Genomic DNA, 18861 nt, shown 5'->3' with positions numbered 1-18861 from the left:
GTCGAGGGGCAGGTAGGCGGCGCCGGCTTTGTGCACGGCCAGGACGGCGATGACCAGATTGGCCGAGCGGGGCAGGTGGATGCCGACGATGCTGCCGGTGCCTACCCCGCGAGCTGCGAGCGCGGTCGCCAGCGAGTCGGACGCGGCGGCGAGATCGGCAGCCGAATAGGACACGCCGTCCGCAATCAGGCCGCCTGCCATCGCAGCGCTGCCTGACAAGCCGGACTCATCCGGACGTGCAAAGGGCGGCGACTCCGCACCTCCCCGGCCCACCTCCCAGGCGGACAACTCCGACTTGTCCGCAGCGGTCAGCAGCGAGGCTTCGAACACGGCAACCGCCGGGTCAGCCGCGAAGGCCGTCAGCAGCATTGACAGCCGCTCCAGCAGCCGGGCTGCCGTCCCCGGCCGGAACCGGTCGGTGTCGTACTCGCAGGTCACCTCGACCCCCTCCGCCCCGGCGTCGATGAAGGTGACGTTCAGGTCCACCTTCGGGTCCGCCGCGAAGGGGGGTGCTTCCAGAGCCGGCAAGCCCAGGAACGAGTCCTCGGAAGCCGGGCGGTGGAAGTAGCCGATCATCACCTGGAACAGGGGGTTGCGGCCGGGGACGCGCGGCGGGTTCACCAGCTCGACGACCTGCTGGAACGGGACGTCCGCGTGCTCGAACGCCGCCAGATCAGCGTCTCGCACCCGCCGGAGCAGGTCTACGAACGCCGGGTCTCCGGACAGGTCCGCCCGCAGCACGATGGTGTTGACGAAGAAGCCGATCAGCTCGTCCAGCGCCGCGTCGCCCCGGCCCGAGGTGGGGCTGCCGATCGGGACGTCGGTGCCCGCGCCGTGCCGCGCGAGCAGGGTGGCGAGGGCGGCGTGCAGGGCCATGAAGAGGCTCGCCGATTCGCCGCGGGCGAGGTCGCGCAGGCGGTCCACCAGCTCGGCGGGCAGGTTTGCGGTGACCGTTCCGGCGGGCTTTTTCGCCACGGTACGTCCACCGTCAGCGGGCAGCGCGATCTCATCCGGCAAGCCCGCAAGCGCTGACGCCCAGTAGTCAGGCGCGGCGGGAGCAAGTGACAGCACGTAGTCGGCGTACTGAACGGACAGCGGTTGCCAGTCGGGGGCGGCACCGGCGAGCCGAGCCCGGTAGGCGATGTCGAGGTCACGCAGCAGCGGGCGGTCGGACCACTCGTCCATAGCGATGTGGTGCAGCACCAGCGCAAGCAGACTTGACCGGCCCTCGTTCACCAGCGCGGCCCGGATGGGCAGGTCGGCGGCCAGGTCGAACGGGCGCGTGATGATGTCCAGCGAGGTTTCCACGGGCAGCGCGCCGGGAGCGGGGACGATGTGCTGTGCGGACGAGCGGATCAGCGTGCGCAGCACCTCGTGCCGGGCCACCACGTCACCGAGGGCCAGCGACAGCGCCGGAACGTCGGGGTGACCGTCGAGCCGGACGAGCAGCGGGTAGTTGTAGGCGCTGGAACCGGGGTCGAGCTGGTCGAGCAGCCACAGCCGCTGCTGAGCCGGGGACAGCGGCAGCACGTCCGGGCGGACGCCCGCGTTGACAGCCGCACGGGCCGGGCCGCTGGCGAGACGGGCGAGTCGTTCGGGCGTACGGGCATCGAAAAGGGCACGCAGTGAGAGGTCGCCGCCCAGCTCGGTGCGCACCCGCCCGAGCAGGCGCAACGCGGTCAGGGAGTGGCCGCCGGCGTCGAAGAAATCATCCTCCACGCCGAAGGATGGCAGCTCCAGGACCTCGGCGAACAGCTCGGTGAGGCGTTGTTCCCGAGCGTCGGCGGGCGGGCGGGACGCGGTGGTCACCGGGGTGGCAGCGGGCAGCGCGGCAGTGTCCAGTTTGCCGTTCACCGTGAGGGGCAACTCGGGCACAACCGCATACAGCGACGGCACCATGTACGACGGCAGCCGCTCGGTCAACGCCGCCCGCACCTGCGCCGGGGCGACATCGCCGACCAGGTAGGCGTGCAGAGCCCCATCGCGGGCCAGCACCGCGCACTGCCGGACGCCGGGCACCGCCGACACCGCGGTTTCCACCTCACCCAGCTCGATGCGGTAACCGCGGATCTTGACCTGGTCGTCGGTGCGCCCGAGGAAGTCGAGGTTGCCGTCGGCGCGCCGGCGGACCAGGTCGCCGGTGCGGTACAGCCGGCTCCCGTCCGGGCCGGCCACGAAGCGCGACGCCGTCAGCGCGGGCCTGTTCAGGTACCCCCGGGCCAGGCCCGCCCCGGCAATGTAGAGCTCCCCCGCCACCCCCGGCGGCACGGGCCGGAGCCAGCCGTCGAGCACGTGGCCGACGGTGTTGAAGATGGGCTTGCCGACGGTGGCTGTGGCGCTGCCGGCCGTACCGCCGCCCAGGGTGTTGATCGTGTATTCGGTGGGGCCGTAGAGGTTGTAGCCGGCGACGCCGTCGGTGTCGCGCAGGGTGGCCCACAGCTTTTCGGACACCGCTTCGCCGCCCAGCAGCACCAGGCAGGGCCGGTGCGCGCCGTCGAGCAGGCCCTCATCGAGCAGGGCCTGGGCGTAGGTGGGCGTGAGGTTGACGACGTCCACCTTGTGCTCGGCGCAGTACGCGACCAGCGCCCGGCCGTCGCGCCGCAGCTCCTCGTCGGCGACGTGCACGTGGTGGCCTTCGACCAGCCACAGCAGCTCCTCCCAGGACATGTCGAAGGAGAAGCTGACGGTGTGCGCGATGGTCAGAATCCGCCCACCGGCCGCCGCGACAGTGGGGTCGAAGATGGCCTCGCGATGGTTGAGCTGCATGTTCGTCAGCCCGCGGTACGGTGTGACGACACCCTTGGGCCGGCCGGTGGAGCCCGAGGTGTAGATGACGTACGCGGGCCGGTCCAGGCGCCCGGGGGTGCCCGGCGCGAAGTCCTCCATCCACGGCTCGCCGACCTCGTAGTACAGCCCGGCCAGCGAGTCGAGCACGAACACCGGCCCGGCGTCGTCGATCATGGTCTGCCGCCGCTCCTCCGGCAGGTCGAGGTCGAGCGGCAGGTACGCGGCTCCGGCGCGCAGCACGGCGAACAGCGCGACGACCATGTCGATGCCGCGGGGCAGGGCCAGGCCGACGATCGTTTCCGGTCCGGCGCCGCGGTGCCGCAGCCCGCGGGCGATCGCGCTGACCCGGCCGTCGAGTTCGGCGTAACTGATCGTGGTGCCGTCATGGGTCAGCGCGGCCGCCGTGGGGGTGCGCGCGGCCTGCTCGGCCAGCATCTCCGCAATGGTTGTATCGGGAATGCCAGCCGTAATGCCGGTCTGCGGTGGCTCGTCGGGGAGGGCCCAAGCCGCCGCCGAAATGTCCGAGTTGAACCCGAGTAAAGCGGAATGGAGCCGGCCCAGCAAAGCCTCAGCAGCCGCGGCAGGCACCACATCGGAGCGATACTCCAGCCGGATCCGCAGCGCCCGCCCCGGCGTAGCAACCCAGGTCAGCGGGTAGTGCGTGGCATCCACCGCCGCCACGCCCACGATCCCGTGCTCGGTTTCCAGGTCGTCGAACGTGTCGTCGTCGAGGAAGTTCTGCAGCACGTACAGGCTGTCGAAGAGCTGACCCCGGCCCACCGCGCGCTGAATGTCGCCGAGTCCGACGTACTCGTGAGCCATCATCTCGATGCGGGACTCCTGCACGCGCCGCAGCACCTCGCCCACCGGCTCAGCCGCCTCGAACGTCACGCGCTGCGGAACGGTGTTGAGGAACACGCCGACCACGTCCTCGATGCCGTCCAACTCGGTCGGGCGTCCGGCCACGGTCGTGCCGAACATCGCTTCCGGGCGGCCCGACGCGTGGCTGAGCACGAGCCCCAAAGCGGTGCTGAGCACGGCGTTCAGGGTGACTCCGGCAGCGCGGGCCTGAGCCGTGAGCCGGGCCGTCTCCTCCTCGGTGAACTGCACCGCGAGGCTGGTCGCGAGGATCGGCTCGGTGCCTGCGGCGGCGGGGTACAGGATCGTCGGTTCAGCGCCGGCGAGCTCGTGCACCCAGGCCTGCTCGGACGCGGCCGCATCCTGGCGGGCGGTCCAGGCGAGGTAGTCGGTGAAGCTTGCCTTCCCGGCGGGCACGGGCCGGCCCGCATACGCCCCGAACAGATCGCGAAGGACCAGCTCACGGGACCACCCATCCCACAGGAGCAGGTGGTACGTGAACAACAACCGGTCCCGTCCTCCGGGCAGCCGCAGCACGGTCAGCCGGGCCAACGGCGGCTCGGCGAGGTCGAACGGGCGGGCCCGGTCGGCGGCCAGCACCGCGTCCAGGTCGGCCGGATCCTCGATGACCTCGACATGCACCGGCACCGACCGGCGCAGCACCGCGCCCTCATCGGTGAACGCCAGCCGCGCCGCCGGATGCGCCTGCAGCACCGCCGCGAACGCCCGTTCCAGCGCCGGCACATCGAGACGATAGGTCACATCAAACGCGTTCTGCGCGATGTAGACGTCGGCGTCCCCGGCGAGTTTGGCCTGGAAGTACAGCCCCTCCTGCAGCGGCGACCTCGGCAGCACACGCTCGTCCGCCGGAGCCAATTCGGCCACCCAGCCCTCGGCGATCGCGCGCACGGCATCAAGACCAAGACCCTCATCGGCGTACGTCAGGAGCACGCGAAGCTCGTTCCCGACCGCCGCAACGTTGACTTCCAGCAGGTACGGCGTGCCCAGGTCGTCGTCGGGCCGGATGTGGATGTCCTCGCCGGTCGACGCCCAGTCGCCCGCGTCCTCGGTGAACCGGCCGAGGTAGTTGAACAAGACCTGAGGTGTGCTCAGGCGCGCCAGAGCGGCGGCGCTGCGCGGGTTCACGTAGCGCAAAAGGCCGTAACCGAGACCGTCGCCCGCCGGCTTCTCCGAGGTTGCGGGCAAGCGGACCGGGGCGATGCTGGTGAACCAGCCGACCGTGCGCGACAGGTCAGCGTCGCTTTCCCGGCCGTGCCGTTCGAGATCCACCACCAGGCCGGCGTCGGTGCCCCGCCAGCGGTTGACCGCCTTGTGCAGCGCGGTCAGCAGTGTGCCGGTCACGTCACCGGTCAGCGTGGACGCCTCGACCGGGATGCGCAGCTCGTGGTCGCGGGTCTGCCCCACCGTCAACCCGAACGTCATCGCCCCCGCGTCCAGCTCAGCACCGGGAGCCAGAGCCGCCTGCCACTGCGGGAACTCGGCGAGCCGCGCGGCGCTGCTGGCCTGCTCGGTGAGGCTGCGCGCGAACGACCGCAGCGACGTCGGCACCGGGTCGAGGTCCTCGCCTGCGTACGCGCGGCGCAGGTCCTCGGTGAGGATGTGCCAGGAGACGCCGTCCACGACCAGGTGGTGGGCGACGAGCAGCAGGCGGTGGTGACCCGGGAAGTACACCGCTTCGAGCACCCGACCGGCGTCCGGGTCGAGCCGGGACACCGCGTTCCCGGCCGCACGCTTGATCAGCTCGGGGCCGGTGCCCTCGACGGTGGTCAGGGTGACCTGCCCGGTCTCGGTGACCTCCTGGGACCACAGCATGGGCGCCGGGCGGCTCAAGCGCAGGCGCAGCGCGTCGTGGTGGGCGACCAGCTTGTCCAGCGCGGCTTGCAGCTTGCCGGCGGTGGCGTCGGCGGGGGTACGCAGGATGTCGGCCTGGTGCAGGCGGTTGATGCCGCCGCCGAGTTCGGCCAGCCGGTGCACGATCGGCAGCAGCGGTACCTCGCCGACGCCGTCGGTCTTCACGACCTTCTGCACGGGGGCTGCGGAGCTGGCGAGGGCCGCCGGGGTGCGTTTGAGGAAGACATCGCGCGGGGAGAGCCGGATGCCGCTGCGCTTGGCGCGGTTGACGAGCTGGATCGCCACGATGCTGTCGCCGCCGAGGGTGAAGAAGTCGCCGTCCCCGGGCACCGCGTCCAACCCGAGCACCTCGGCGAACAGTCCCCGCAAGGCAGTGACCTCGGTGCTTTCGCCGGTCGTCTGCGATGCAGCGCTGGTGACTTGCCGGGCCGGTGCGGGCAGGGCGTCCTTGTCGAGCTTGCCGTTGACGGTCAGCGGCAAGGCGTCCAGCGTCACGAACGCCGACGGCACCATGTAGTCCGGCAACACCCCGGCGAGGTGGGCGCGAACGGCATCCACGTCGGGGCGGCTGCCGGCCCTGGCCACCAGGTACGCCACCAGCTTGCCGTCGCGCACGATCACCGCCGTGTTGGCCACCCCGGGCAGGGCGAGCAGCGCCGCCTCGATTTCGCCGGGCTCGATGCGGTAGCCGCGAACCTTCACCTGGTGATCCGAGCGGCCGAGGTAGACCAGTTCGCCGTCTTCCCAGCGGGCCAGGTCACCCGAGCGGTAGAGCCGGGTGCCGTCCGGCCCGGCGACGAAGCGGGCTGCGGTGAGACCGGGCCGGTCCAGGTAGCCGCGGGCGAGCTGGGGGCCGGACACGTACATCTCACCGGTGACACCTTCGGGGACGGGCTGCAGGTAGGAGTCGAGCACGTGGACGCTCAGGCCGGGCAGGGCGGCGCCGATCACGCTGGGCCTGGTGACATCCGCCGGGTCGAGGGCGCGGAACGAGACGTGCACGGTGGTCTCCGTGATGCCGTACATGTTGACCAGCACGGGGTTGGCGTTGCGGGCGTACCAGGGGCTCAGACGGGCCAGGTCCAGCGCCTCACCGCCGAAGACGATGTAGCGCAGCGGCAGGTGATCGGGGGCGGCCGCGTCGGCTTCGATCAACGGGTAGAACGCGGACGGCGTCTGGTTGAGCACGGTGACGCGCTCGTCGCGCAGCAGCGCCCGGAACCGCTGCGGATCACGGGCAACATCGTGCGGCACGGTGACCAGCCGGCCGCCGTGGAGCAACGGACCCCACAGTTCCCAGACCGAGAAATCGAAGGCGTACGAGTGGAACATCGTCCACACGTCATCGGGCCCGAAGGCGAACAGCTGGTCCGCGGCGGCGAACAGGGCCCGCACATCGCGATGGGTGACCACGACGCCCTTGGGCTTGCCGGTCGACCCCGAGGTGTAGATGACATACGCCGCGTGGTCGCCGTGCAGCGCAACCGCGGGCCGGGTGCCGGGACGGCCGGGCGCTTGCACGCCGACGCCGCCTTCGCCGACCACGCAGACCGGGTTGGCGTCGGCGAGGATGTAGTCCTGCCGGGTCGCGGGGGCTGCGCTGTCGACCGGTACGTAGCAGCCGCCGGCCTTGATGACGGCCAGCAGCGCGACGATCAGGTCCTTGCCGCGCGGGAGGCGGACGGCCACGCGGGATTCGGGCCGGACGCCGCGGGCGATGAGTTCGTGCGCGAGCTGGTTGGCGCGGTGTTCGAGTTCGGCGTAGGTGAGGTCGTCCACGGCGACGGCGTCGGGTCTTTCGAGCGCGAGATCCAGGACATCGACCGGCACCGACTCGGGCAAGTCCGAGATGCGGCGGCTCACCGTCGGCACATCGGACACCGCAGCGGCCGGCCGGGGAGCAAGAGGAACCGGCGCGGGGGCCACGCCGAGTTGCAGAGCCGCGACCGGGCGGTCGAGGTTTTCGATCAGTTGGTGCAGGATGTGCGCGACCTGCTCCACCAGGCGGCGGGCGGCCGGCTCCCCCACTGCCGTGTCGTACTTGATCTCCAGGGTCAGGCGGTCGCCGGGGAAGGCGACGAGCGAGACCGGGTAGTGGGGTGAGTCCGTACCGGTGAAGCCGACGACTCCCAGGCCGCCGGCGTCTCCCCGGGCGACCGGCGGGAAGTTCTCGACCACGACCATGGAGTCGAACAGTTCGCGGACGCCGGCCAGGCGGTTGAGTTCGGCCAGGCCGACCTGTTGCACGTCGAGGACGTCGGTTTGCTGGTCCTGCAGGCGGCGCAGCACCTCGGCCAGGGGCTCGTCCGGGCGCCAGGACATGGGCACCGGAACCGTGTTGATGAGCAGGCCCACAACGGTTTCCACGCCGGGCAGCTCGCCGCCACGGCCCGAGACCGTGGAGCCGAAGACGACCTGGTCGCGGCCGAGGAGGCGGCCCAGCAGCAGGCCCCAGGCGCCATGGATCAGGGTGCTGACGGTGATGCCGTGGCGGCGGGCGGCTTCGGCGAGGTCGGCGACCTGGTCCACGTACGCGAAGGCGCTCTCGTGGTGGGAGACCGAGGTGATGTCCGGGTGGAGGGCGGTGGGTTCCACTCCGGTCAGGGCCTGCGCCCAAGCGGTGCGGGCGGCTTCGCGGTCACGGCCGAAAACGGCTTCGAGGTGGTCGCGGAAGGTTGCGGTGGGGGCTGGCAACGAAGCTCCGTGGTAAACGGCGACGACGTCGGAGAAGACCAAGGGGTACGACCAGCCATCGGCCAGGATGTGGTGCATGGTCTCGATCAGCCGGTGCTCAGTGGGGCTCAGCGACACCAAGGCGTAGCGCAGCGCGGGCGGGTGTGCGAGGTCGAACGGCTTGGCGAGTTCCTCGCGGGCAATGGCAGCTACGTCCGTACCGTCGGCGAAGCGCCAGGGAAGGTGCACGTCGTTCGCAATGATCTGGACGATCCGGCCGTCGCGGGTTTCCCGGAAGCAGGCGCGCAGGGCGTCGTGCCGGCGCACCGCGGCCTCAACCGCAGCCCGCAGCCGCGGCGCATCGACCTCCCCGACCAGCTCAGCGATCTGCTGGACGGCATACGTGTCCACTTCGGAGGTCACCGAGTGGAAGTACATGCCCTCCTGCAACGGCAGCAACGGCAGCACGTCGGCCGCGTCAGCGAAGGCGTCGACGTCGTCCTGGGTGAGCTCGACCAAGGCAAAGTCCGAGGGGGTACGACCGGAAATGTCGGTCGTTACCAGCTCGCGCAGCACAGTCGTCCAGTGGCCGGCCAGCGCCACCACCCGGTCCTCGCTCAGCAGCCCGGCCGGCCAGGACAGCGTGGCTTCGAACGTGTCACCGGTGGCGAAGGCGTTGATTTCCAGGGGCATCGCCGGGTTCGCCGGGTCCACGCCTTCGCGCAGCGGCGCCGCCTGACTCCAGTCCGCCTTGTCCGTCGCAGCACCAAAGCGGCCCAGGTAGTTGAACAGGATCTCCGGTGCCGGGCCGAAGTCGTGATCCTCCAGCCAGCGCAGCGCGCCGTAACCCAGCCCCTCCGTGGGAACCGCGCGGAGCTGCTCCTTCACCGCCCGAGCGGCGGCCTTGAGGTCCACGGTCGTGCCGGGTTCGAGGCGTACGGGGTGGATCGCGGTGAACCAGCCGACCGTGCGGGACAGGTCAAGATCGCCGGTGCGCCCATGGCCTTCGAGGCTGACCAGCACCGGCTCCTGCGCCCGGCCCCGCCAGCGGTTGACCGCAACGGCCAGCCCGGTGAGCAGCACGTCGTTGACGCCACCGTTCATCGACGCGGGCACGCTGGTCAGCAGCGGTACGGTCACCTCGGGCGGCAGCGTCACCGAAATCGAGCGGACCGTCGCAGCCGTGTCGATGGCCGGGTCGGCGGGCCGGTCACCGAGCAACGGACGCGGCTGGGCCAGCGTGGTGCGCCAGAAGTCCTCCTGGCCACCGAACGACACAGGAGCTGCTGCGAACGTACGGAACGAGGCTCCCACTTGCGCAAGCGGCAGCTCGCGAGCGAGATCCTCGGTGAGAATGCGCCACGAGACGCCGTCGATCACCAGGTGGTGGATGACCAGCAGCAGCTTGCGACCGTCCCACGCGGCGCGCAGCATGATGCCGTTCGCCGGGTCCAAGCGCGCGACCTCGGCCTCCTCGTCGATCGGCCCCTCGGTGATCAGCCCGGCCGCCCGCAGGCCGGGGGCGGGCACGTGCAGGGTGCCGTCGAACGTGGCGCGCAGCAGGTCATGGCGGTCGAGCAGCGCCTGCAGCTTCTCCACCAAGCCGGCACGGGTCAGCGAGGCCGGGGTGTGCCAGGCCATCGACTGGTAGAAGTGGCCCAGCGGTGTCGCGGACTTCACCGTCTCGGCGAGCATCGGGGTGAGCCGGACGTCGCCCAGACCGTCGTCAACCACGGTCTCGACGGTGGTCGCAGGCAGCGCGGCGGCGAGGGCTTGAACGCTGCGGCGGCGGAACACGTCACGGGGAGTCACGGACAGACCGGCCTTGCGGGCGCGCCCGGCCACGGCGATGGACGAGATGCTGTCGCCGCCGATGGCGAAGAAGTCGTCGTCGATGCTGACCTGCTCCAGACCGAGGACGCCGGCGTAGATGCCGGCCAGGGTACGTTCACGCTCATCGCGGGGATCGCGGACAACACCGAGGATCGGGGTGGCCTCGGGCAGCGCCTTGGTGTCGAGCTTGCCGTTGACCGTGAGCGGCAGGGCCTCCACGGTGGCGTAGAGCGACGGGACCATGTACGACGGCAGCCGCTCGGTCAACGCCGCGCGGACGTCGGCCGGGAGGGCTTCGCCGACCAGGTACGCGTGGAGCTTGCCGTCACGGGCGATCACCGCGGCTTGCCGGACACCGGGTACGGCCGCCACGGCGCTTTCCACCTCACCCAGCTCGATGCGGTAACCGCGGATCTTGACCTGGTCATCGCTGCGCCCGAGGAAGTCGAGGTTGCCGTCGGCGCGCTCGCGGACCAGGTCACCGGTGCGGTACAGGCGACTGCCGTCCGGCCCGGCGACGAAGCGCGACGCGGTCAGGGCCGGGCGGTCCAGATAGCCGCGGGCCAGGCCGGCCCCGGCGATGTACAGCTCACCGACGACACCACGCGGCACCGGGCGCAGCCAGTCGTCCAGCACGTAGCCGACGGTGTTGAAAATCGGTCGGCCGACGGTGGGGGTGGCGCTGTCCGCCGTACCCGCGCCCAGGGTGTTGATCGTGTATTCGGTGGGTCCGTAGAGGTTGTAACCGGCCGGGCCGCCGGGGTCGCTGAGCCGCGACCAGACCGCGTCGGTGACGGCCTCGCCGCCGAGCAGCACCAGCCACATGCGATGCCCGTCGAGCAGACCCTCGTCGAACAGGTGATGCGCGTACGTCGGGGTCACGTTGATCACGTCGATGCCGTGGGCGTGGCAGTAGGCCACCAGCGCTGTCGCGTCGCGGCGAAGTTCCTCGTCACAGACGTGGACCTCGTGACCTTCGACCAGCCACAGCAACTCCTCCCAGGACATGTCGAAGGAGAAGCTGACGGTGTGCGCGATCCGCAGCCGCTCGACCCCGGCGGCGCGGGCGCGGGTCACGGTGGGCGTGAAAATTTCGGCCCGGTGGTTCAACTGCATGTTCGTCAATCCGCGGTACGCCGTGACGACGCCCTTGGGCCGCCCGGTCGACCCGGAGGTGTAGATGACGTAGGCGGGGCGATCAAGATCGGTCTGCTGCCGGACCGGCGAGGTGTCCTGCGACGCGATGCCGTCAAGCGTTTCCAGGACCAGCAGCGGGCGGGCGTCGTCAATCATGGTCTGGCGGCGCTCGGCCGGAAGGTCAAGGTCCAGCGGGAGGTACGCCGCCCCGGCGCGCAGCACGGCGAAGAGCGCGACGACCATGTCGATGCCCCGGGGCAGTGCGAGCGCGATGATCTGCTCGGGTCCCGCGCCGCGCTCGATCAGGCCGCGGGCCACGGCGTTGATGCGCGCGTCGAGATCGGCGTAGGTGAGGCGCTGGTCGCCGAAGACGAGCGCGGTGAGGCCGGGGGTCTGCTCGGCCTGGGTGGCCAGCATCTCCGCCACGGTCATATCTGGAATGTCTGTCTCGTGCCCACGGGACTGGTGGCCGTTTTCCAGAGACACCGCGCCGGCCGGGATCTCCAGGTTGTCTGCCAGGACGCGCAGGACGGTGACAAGGTCGTCAACCATCTCGCGGGCCTGGTCGGCCGGGATGACGTCGGGGCGGTACTCCAGTTTGATCCGCAGGTTGGCGCCCGGCGTCAGGACCCAGGTCAGCGGGTAGTGGGTGGTGTCGGTGTACTGGACGTCAACGATGCCCTGGGCTGCTTCGAGGTCGGCGAAGGTGCTGTCGGCGAGGAAGTTCTGCAGCACGTACAGGGTGTCGAAGAGTTGGTCGTGCCCGGCTGCGCGCTGGATGTCGCCGAGGCCCAGGTACTCGTGCGGGGCCAGGTCGAGACGGTCCTGCTGGGCGCGGCGGGCGAGGTCGGCCACTGTCGTGCGGGGAGTTGCCGCCACCCGCACCGGCACGGTGTTGAGGAACAGGCCGATGACGTTCTCGATGCCGGGGATCCCGGTCGGGCGTCCGGCCACCGTGGTGCCGAAGGTGACGTCGCCGCGGCCGGTGCGGTGACCCAGGACCAGGCCCAGGGCGGCGGTGAGCACGGCGTTGAGCGTGACGCCGGCGCGCCGGGCCTGCTCGGTGAGCCGGGTCGTGACCGTGGTGGGCAGCGCGGCGAGGACACGCTCGGACAGCAAGGGTTCGCGGCCCACCGCCTCGGGCACCACGATCGTCGGCTCGTCGAGGACCGCTTTCCAGGCGGCGGCGGAGGCGTCCTTGTCCTGCGTGGCGATCCACGCCAGATAGTCGGGGAAACCGGGGCCTTCGGTGGGCAGCGCTCCGGTCGTACCGCAGGAGTCGTAAAGCGCGAAAAGCTCGCGCAGCACCAATTCGCGCGACCAGCCGTCCCACAGCAGGAAATGACACGTGAGCAGCAAACGGTCGGTGCCGTCGGCGTTGCGCACCACCGTGAGGCGCATGAGCGGCGGATCGGTCAGATCGAACGGGCGCTCGCGATCCTCGGCGGCAATGGCCTCGGGATCGCCGTCGGAAACGGTGACAATGGCAGGAACGCGGGCGGCGATGTGTTGCTGCGGACGCGGTTCGCCGACGAAGGAGGCGCGCAGGGTGCGGTGGCGGTCGAGCAGGGCGGCGAAGGCTTTTCCGAGCGCTTCGATATCGAGGCGGCGGTCGAAGTCGAAAACGTTCTGGGCGATGTAGGTGTTCGCGCCGTCGGAAAAGGTGGCCTGGTAGTAGACGCCCTGCTGCAGCGGGGAAAGGTCCCAGATTTCGGCTTCTGCCGCTTTGGCTACGACGGCTTCCTCGGTGTGCGTGGCGGCTATCGCGGCTGCTGTGCGCGTACGGAAAATATCCTGGGTGGAAAGCTGAATGCCCTCCCGCGCCAGCAGATTGGCCAGCCGGATCGCCGAGATGCTGTCACCGCCGCGGGCGAAGAAGTCATCGTGGACGCCGACGGCATCGGTGTTCAGCACCTCGGCAAAGCGCGCCACAACTTGCGCTTCCCGTTCGTTGCGCGGCGGCGTGGAAACGGCCGCAACGGGATCCGGCAGGGCGCGCCGGTCACGCTTTCCATTGGGCAGCAACGGTACGGCCTCAAGCACCGTAATTGTCGACGGAACCAGATAACCCGGCAGTTCCTCGCGCAACGTCGCCAGCAAGGCTTGCGGATCCAGCGTTTCGCCGGGCTCGGCTACCACATATCCGTGCAGCGAACTGCGATTGCGCGCGACCGCTATGGCCTCCCGCACGCCCAGCCGCCGCAGCAACGCCGCCTCGACCTCGGCCAGCTCGACCCGATGCCCGTTGACCTTTACCTGGTCGTCGTTACGACCGAGGAACTCGACCTCGTCGCCTGCCCAACGCCCGAGGTCACCGGTGCGGTACAGCCGCTCCCCCGGCGTGAACGGGTCAGCCACGAACCGCGCCGCGGTGGCCCCGCCCTGCCCGCGATAGCCGCGCGCCAACTGCACGCCGCCGACGTAGATCTCGCCGACCGCCCCGGGCGCAACCGGCTCCAGCGCGGCGTCGAGCAGGTGGATGGTCACGCCCGGAACGGCCCGGCCCAGGGTGACAGGCTGGCCCGGCGTGACAGTTCCGGCGAGGACATCCCCGGTGTTCTCCGAGGCACCGTACGAGTTCACGAGCTCGGCGTCCGGCGACGCGGCGGCCAGCGCGGCCACCGTACCGGCATCGAGCGCCTCACCGCTGGTGATCCACCGCTCCAGCCCGCGCACCTGCTCAGCCGCGGACTCGGCGAGCGCCGCGGCCAGGCTGGGCACGGCGAGCAGCTGGGTAGCGCCGGACTCGTGCACCAGCCGGGCCAGCGCCGAACCATCAGCCGCCGCAGTCTCGTCCGCGATCACCACTGTGGCCCCGGCAACCAAGCCACCCAGGAGTTCGGTGGTGCCGTCGATGAAGCTCATGGAACTCTTGGCGACCCGGACCTCGCCGGTCCAGCGCTCTTTCGCCCAGGCCAGCCGGTTGGCCAGCGCGCCATGGGTGCCGATGACCGCCTTGGGCCGCCCGGTCGAGCCGGACGTGTACACCACGGAGGCCGCGTCGAGCGGACCGATTTCGACGGGCCGAGGTTCGCCCTTGGCCGTGCGGATGCGGACGACCGGGAGATCGTGCGGGGGCAGCGAACGGTTGGTGGCGTCGTCGACCAGGACGCATACGGGTTGGGCGTCGTCGAGCATGAACTCGATGCGGGCGGCTGGATAGCCGGGATCGACGGGGAGGTAGGCCGCGCCGGCGCGGAGGACGGCTAGGAGAGCTGTGGGGAGGTCGGGGGTGCGCTTTGTCGCTACGGCTACTACGTCGCCGCGCTGGACGCCTGCGGCTTGCAGGGCGGCTGTGACTGCGCCGGAGCGGGTCCAGAGGTCGGCGTAGGTCAGCTCCAACCCGCGACCGAGCGGGGCTTGCATTCCAATTGCCACCGCGGACGGATGCACGGCTCGGATCGCCTCCGTCACCAGCGCGATTTGCCCGGACGGTTCCCCTCTTCCTCGAAGCACGACGTCCGCGTGGTCCGCGTCGGACAAAAGCTGCAACTGGGCCACAGTGGTGGTGGCGTCGGCCGTGAGGACGCGGACGTACTGGTCCAGCAGGCGTTCGGCGGCCTCGTGCCGGAGGCGGTGGGTCAGGGTGATCTCGATGGTGTCGCCGGGCTTGACCATCAGGGTGACCGGGTAGTGCGATGCCTCGATCACGTCCATGCCGGTGATGCGCAGGCCACCTTCGGCGGGCGCCGACGTGGCCGGATAGTTCTCGATCACCACGAGCGTGTCGAACAGTTCGGGCAGCCCGGTCCGGCGCTGGATCCCGGCGAGCGACGTCTGCTCGTGCTCGACCACCTCCCGCTGGTCCGCGGCGAACCGGCGCAGCACGTCAGCCACGCTCTCGTCACCACTGCACCGAACCCGCGCCGGCACGGTGTTGATCAGCAGCCCCGCGATGTCATCGATACCGGCCAACTCGACGCCGCGACCCGAAACCGTCGAGCCGAGAACCACATCGTCGCTCCCGGTCACCCGGCCGACCAGCACCCCCCACGCGGCCGCGATCACGTTGCTGACCGTCACGCCATAACGCTGGGCAACCTCGCGAACCGCAGCCCCGTCGACCGATGCCCTGACCCGGCCTGCAGCGCCCGAAATGCCCCCCGCAGCGGGCGCGAGCAGCGTCGGCTCGACCACCCCATCGAGCAGGCGGGCGAACGCTTCCACGTCCCCCTCACCGCGCGCCGCGAGGAAGTCCCGGTAGGGGAGGGCCGGCGCGAGCGACTTCCCCGCGTACAGGGAGAGCAATTCATTCAGGACCAGCGGCACCGACCAGCCGTCCGCGACGATGTGATGCACGGTCTGGATCAGTACGTGGCTGTCATCGCTGACCCGCACGAGCGCGTACCGCATGCCCGGCGGCGTGGCCAGGTCGAACGGCTCGGCACGCTCGGCCGCGGCCACCGTTTCCACGTCTCCGCTGACCACGTACCGCCAAGGAGCCGCAACCGGGCCGCCGAGCACCGCCACGATCTCGCCACCGGCCGTCGGACGGAACGCCGCAGCCAGGTTGGGGCGCCGGTCGAACACGGCGGTCGCCGCGCGGTGCAAGCGTTCGGCGTCGAGGCGGCCCTCGAGGTGGATGAGCTGCTGCACGACGTACGGGTCGGCGCTCGGATCGTACGTTGCGTGGAAGTAGAGACCGGCTTGCAGCGGGGTGAGCGGAAGGACGTCGCGCACCTCCCCACCCAGCGCGTCCACCTCGGACTGGGTGAGCTGCACGAGCGGGAAGTCGCTGGGGGTGTGCCCGGTCACGGCCGGGTCGGTGGCCAGCTCGCTCAGGTGCGCGGTCCAGCGGTCGGCGATCGTCTGCACCTCGGCGCGGGTCAGCACCGAGCCGGGCCAGCTGAACACAGCCGACAACTGGGTGCCCGTGGTGACCGCGTTGACCTCAAGGGTGCGCGGCAGCGGCATGCGGGGGTCACGGCGTTCGACGACCACCTCACCGTCGTCGAAGCGGCCCAGGTAGTTGAACAGCACGCGGGGCTGGACGGCGAGATCGTGGTGGCCCGCGAGATAGCGCAGGATGCCGTACGAGATCCCGTTGCGCGGCACCGCCCGCAACTGATCCTTGACCGCCTTGACCGCCGCAGCCGCAGTGAGCCCGGAAACGTCAAGCGGGACCGGGAACAGCGTGGTGAACCAGCCGACCGTACGAGAAAGGTCAAGGTCCACGGCGTCTTCCTCGCGCCCGTGTCCCTCCAGTTCCAGCAGGAACGGCTCGTCCGGCGAGATCGCCAACGCCAGCGCGGCCACCAGCGCATCGTTCACGCCGCCGTGAACGGCCGCCGGTACGGCACCGAGCAGCCGGTCCGTGACGTCCTCGGGCAGCGTGACGGTCAGCGTTTCCTCGGTCGCGACCGTGCCCGCGCCGACCGGCAACGATCCCGGGGAAACCTGCGCAGCGGCTTGCCAGAACGCCAGGTCAGCACCGAGGTCCACGCCCCGCAGCGCCGTCGCCCACTGCCGGAACGAGGTCGGGGCGGGCGCGATCGGCAGGCCGGTGCGCAGGGCCTCGGCGAGCACCCGCAGCGAGACGCCGTCGACGATCGTGTGGTGCAACGCGATGATCAGCTCGCCACGGTCGGGGAGGTACGAGAACGCGACCATGCGCTCGGTGCTCAGCCGGGCTACGGTGGCCTCCAAGTCCTCGCCCTCGCGCAGCACCTCGGCCGCCGTGATCGAACCGGCCGGGCGGAGGGTCAGCGTGGCCCCTTGGATCGACCCGCGCAGCACGTCGTGCGCGGCGAGCAGGCCGTCGATGAGGTCGGCACTGCCGTTGAAGGGCACAGTGATCGCCTGGAAGAAGCCGTCGAGACCGTCGCCGACTTCGTCCAGCCAGGCCAGGATCGGCGTGGGCGGCACCTCACCGACAGCCTCGATCGCGGGCTGCTCCGCTTCGGCGGCCAACGTCACGACCAGCGCCAACGCGGCCGGGGTGGGGTTGGCGAACAGGTCACGGGCGCGCAGCGTGAAACCGGCGCGCCGGGCGGCTCGTACGGCACCGATGGCCACGATGCTGTCGCCGCCGAGCGCGAAGAAGTCGTCCTCGGCGCCGACTGTTTCCAACCCGAGCACGTCCTTGAACACGTCGCACAGGCGCGCTTCGGTTTCCGTACGCGGCGGGCGGGAACGGGCCGGGCCGAGCACCGGGACCGGCAGTGCCCGCCGGTCGACCTTGCCGTTGGCGGTCAGCGGGAACGCCTCAAGGATCACGAAAACCGAGGGCACCATGTACTCGGGAAGCCGCTCGGCACACCAGTCGCGCAGGTCGTCGGCGGTTGCGGGGGCGCCCAGGACGGCGTACCCGATCAAGTGTCTGTCCTGGACTGTCACCACGGCCTGGCGGACCGCCGGGTGGGCCGAGGCGACGGCCTCGACCTCCTCCAACTCCAGGCGCATGCCGCGGATCTTCACCTGGTCGTCGGCGCGCCCGGCGAACTCCAGGCTGCCATCACCGGTCCAGCGGGCCAGGTCCCCGGTGCGGTACATGCGGGTGCTGCCGCCGAAGGGGTTGGCGATGAACCGGGAGGCGGTCAGCGCGGGAGCGTTGACGTAACCGCGGCCGAGCAGGAAACCGGCGGCATAGAGTTCCCCGGTCACGCCCGGCCCGACCGGGTTGAGATCGTCGTCGAGCACGTACAACTGGGTGTGCGGGTTGGGACGCCCGATCGAGGTGGCGATGCGCTCGGCTGAGTCGCGGTAGATCACGTGGGAGACGCCGATGGTCGCCTCAGCCGGACCGTACCCGTGATAGAGCGTCGTCGTGAGCTGCGAGCGGAAGCGTTCGAACAACCCGGGGGTCAGCACCTCGCCGCCGCACCACACGTGCCGCAGCCCGTCGAGCAGGTGGGTACCCCGGGCGAGTTGCAGGAGGACGTCCAGCATCGAGCTGACCAGGTAGACGAAGGTGACACCCTCGGTGGAGATCAGGTCGAGCAGGTACTGCGGGTCGCGTTCGCCGCCCGGCTCGGCCACCACGACATAGCCGCCGGACACCAGCGGGAGCAGGATCTCGTTGACGCTGATGTCGAACGAGAGCGGCGCCTTGAACAGGGTCGCGTCGCCCGGCCCGAAGTGCAGGATCTCGTCACGCTGCCAGCGCAGCCGTTCGTGGATGGCCTCGTGGCGGATCATCGCGCCCTTGGGCTTACCGGTCGAGCCCGAGGTGAAAATAACGTAGGCGAGTTGGCCCGGCTCGATGCCGGTCCCCGGCGCCGGTTCCACCGTGCCGGAAATATCGCCCGAGGTCAGCACCAGCTTCGCCCGCGCCTCGGCGAGGACCTGCTCCCGTCGCTGATCAGGCCAAGCCGGATCCACCGGTACGAACGCAGCGCCGGCGACCATGATCCCCAATACGGCGACCACCATCTCGGCTGAGCGAGGCATGCCCACGCCCACGACATCCTCGGCCCCGACGCCGTCCGCCTGCAGCCGACGGGCCAGGGCACAGACCCGGCCGCTGAGCTGGGCATACGTCCACCGGGTCTCCCCCGCGACCAGCGCCAGGGCGCCGGGGTGCCGCGCGGCCTGGGCCAGGAAGGCTTCCACCACGGTGGAGATGCCGGCCGGCGTCGTGTGGTTGTTCCACCGCGCCAGCGAGTCCTCAATCCCCTGAAGCCCAGCCGTCATGTAACCCGCACCTCCGAAGTGGAGCGCCCAGTCAGGCGCACGTCACCCACCGACGCGGATTTAGGTTAG

General features: G+C 70.5%; 1 protein-coding gene. It reads right to left on the bottom strand.

The features are described from left to right. The coding region (locus tag TFC3_RS07270; RefSeq protein ID WP_067497203.1) for a non-ribosomal peptide synthetase at positions 1 to 18792 on the bottom strand (18792 nt) is incomplete at its 3' end. Positions 18793 to 18861: the final 69 nt, after the last annotated feature.

Origin of the sequence: Actinoplanes sp. TFC3 (assembly GCF_001553785.1) — a bacterium.
Taxonomy (GTDB): domain Bacteria; phylum Actinomycetota; class Actinomycetes; order Mycobacteriales; family Micromonosporaceae; genus Actinoplanes.
Note: the sequence above shows the minus strand (reverse complement) of the source record. Positions and strands in the feature narration are given on the sequence as shown.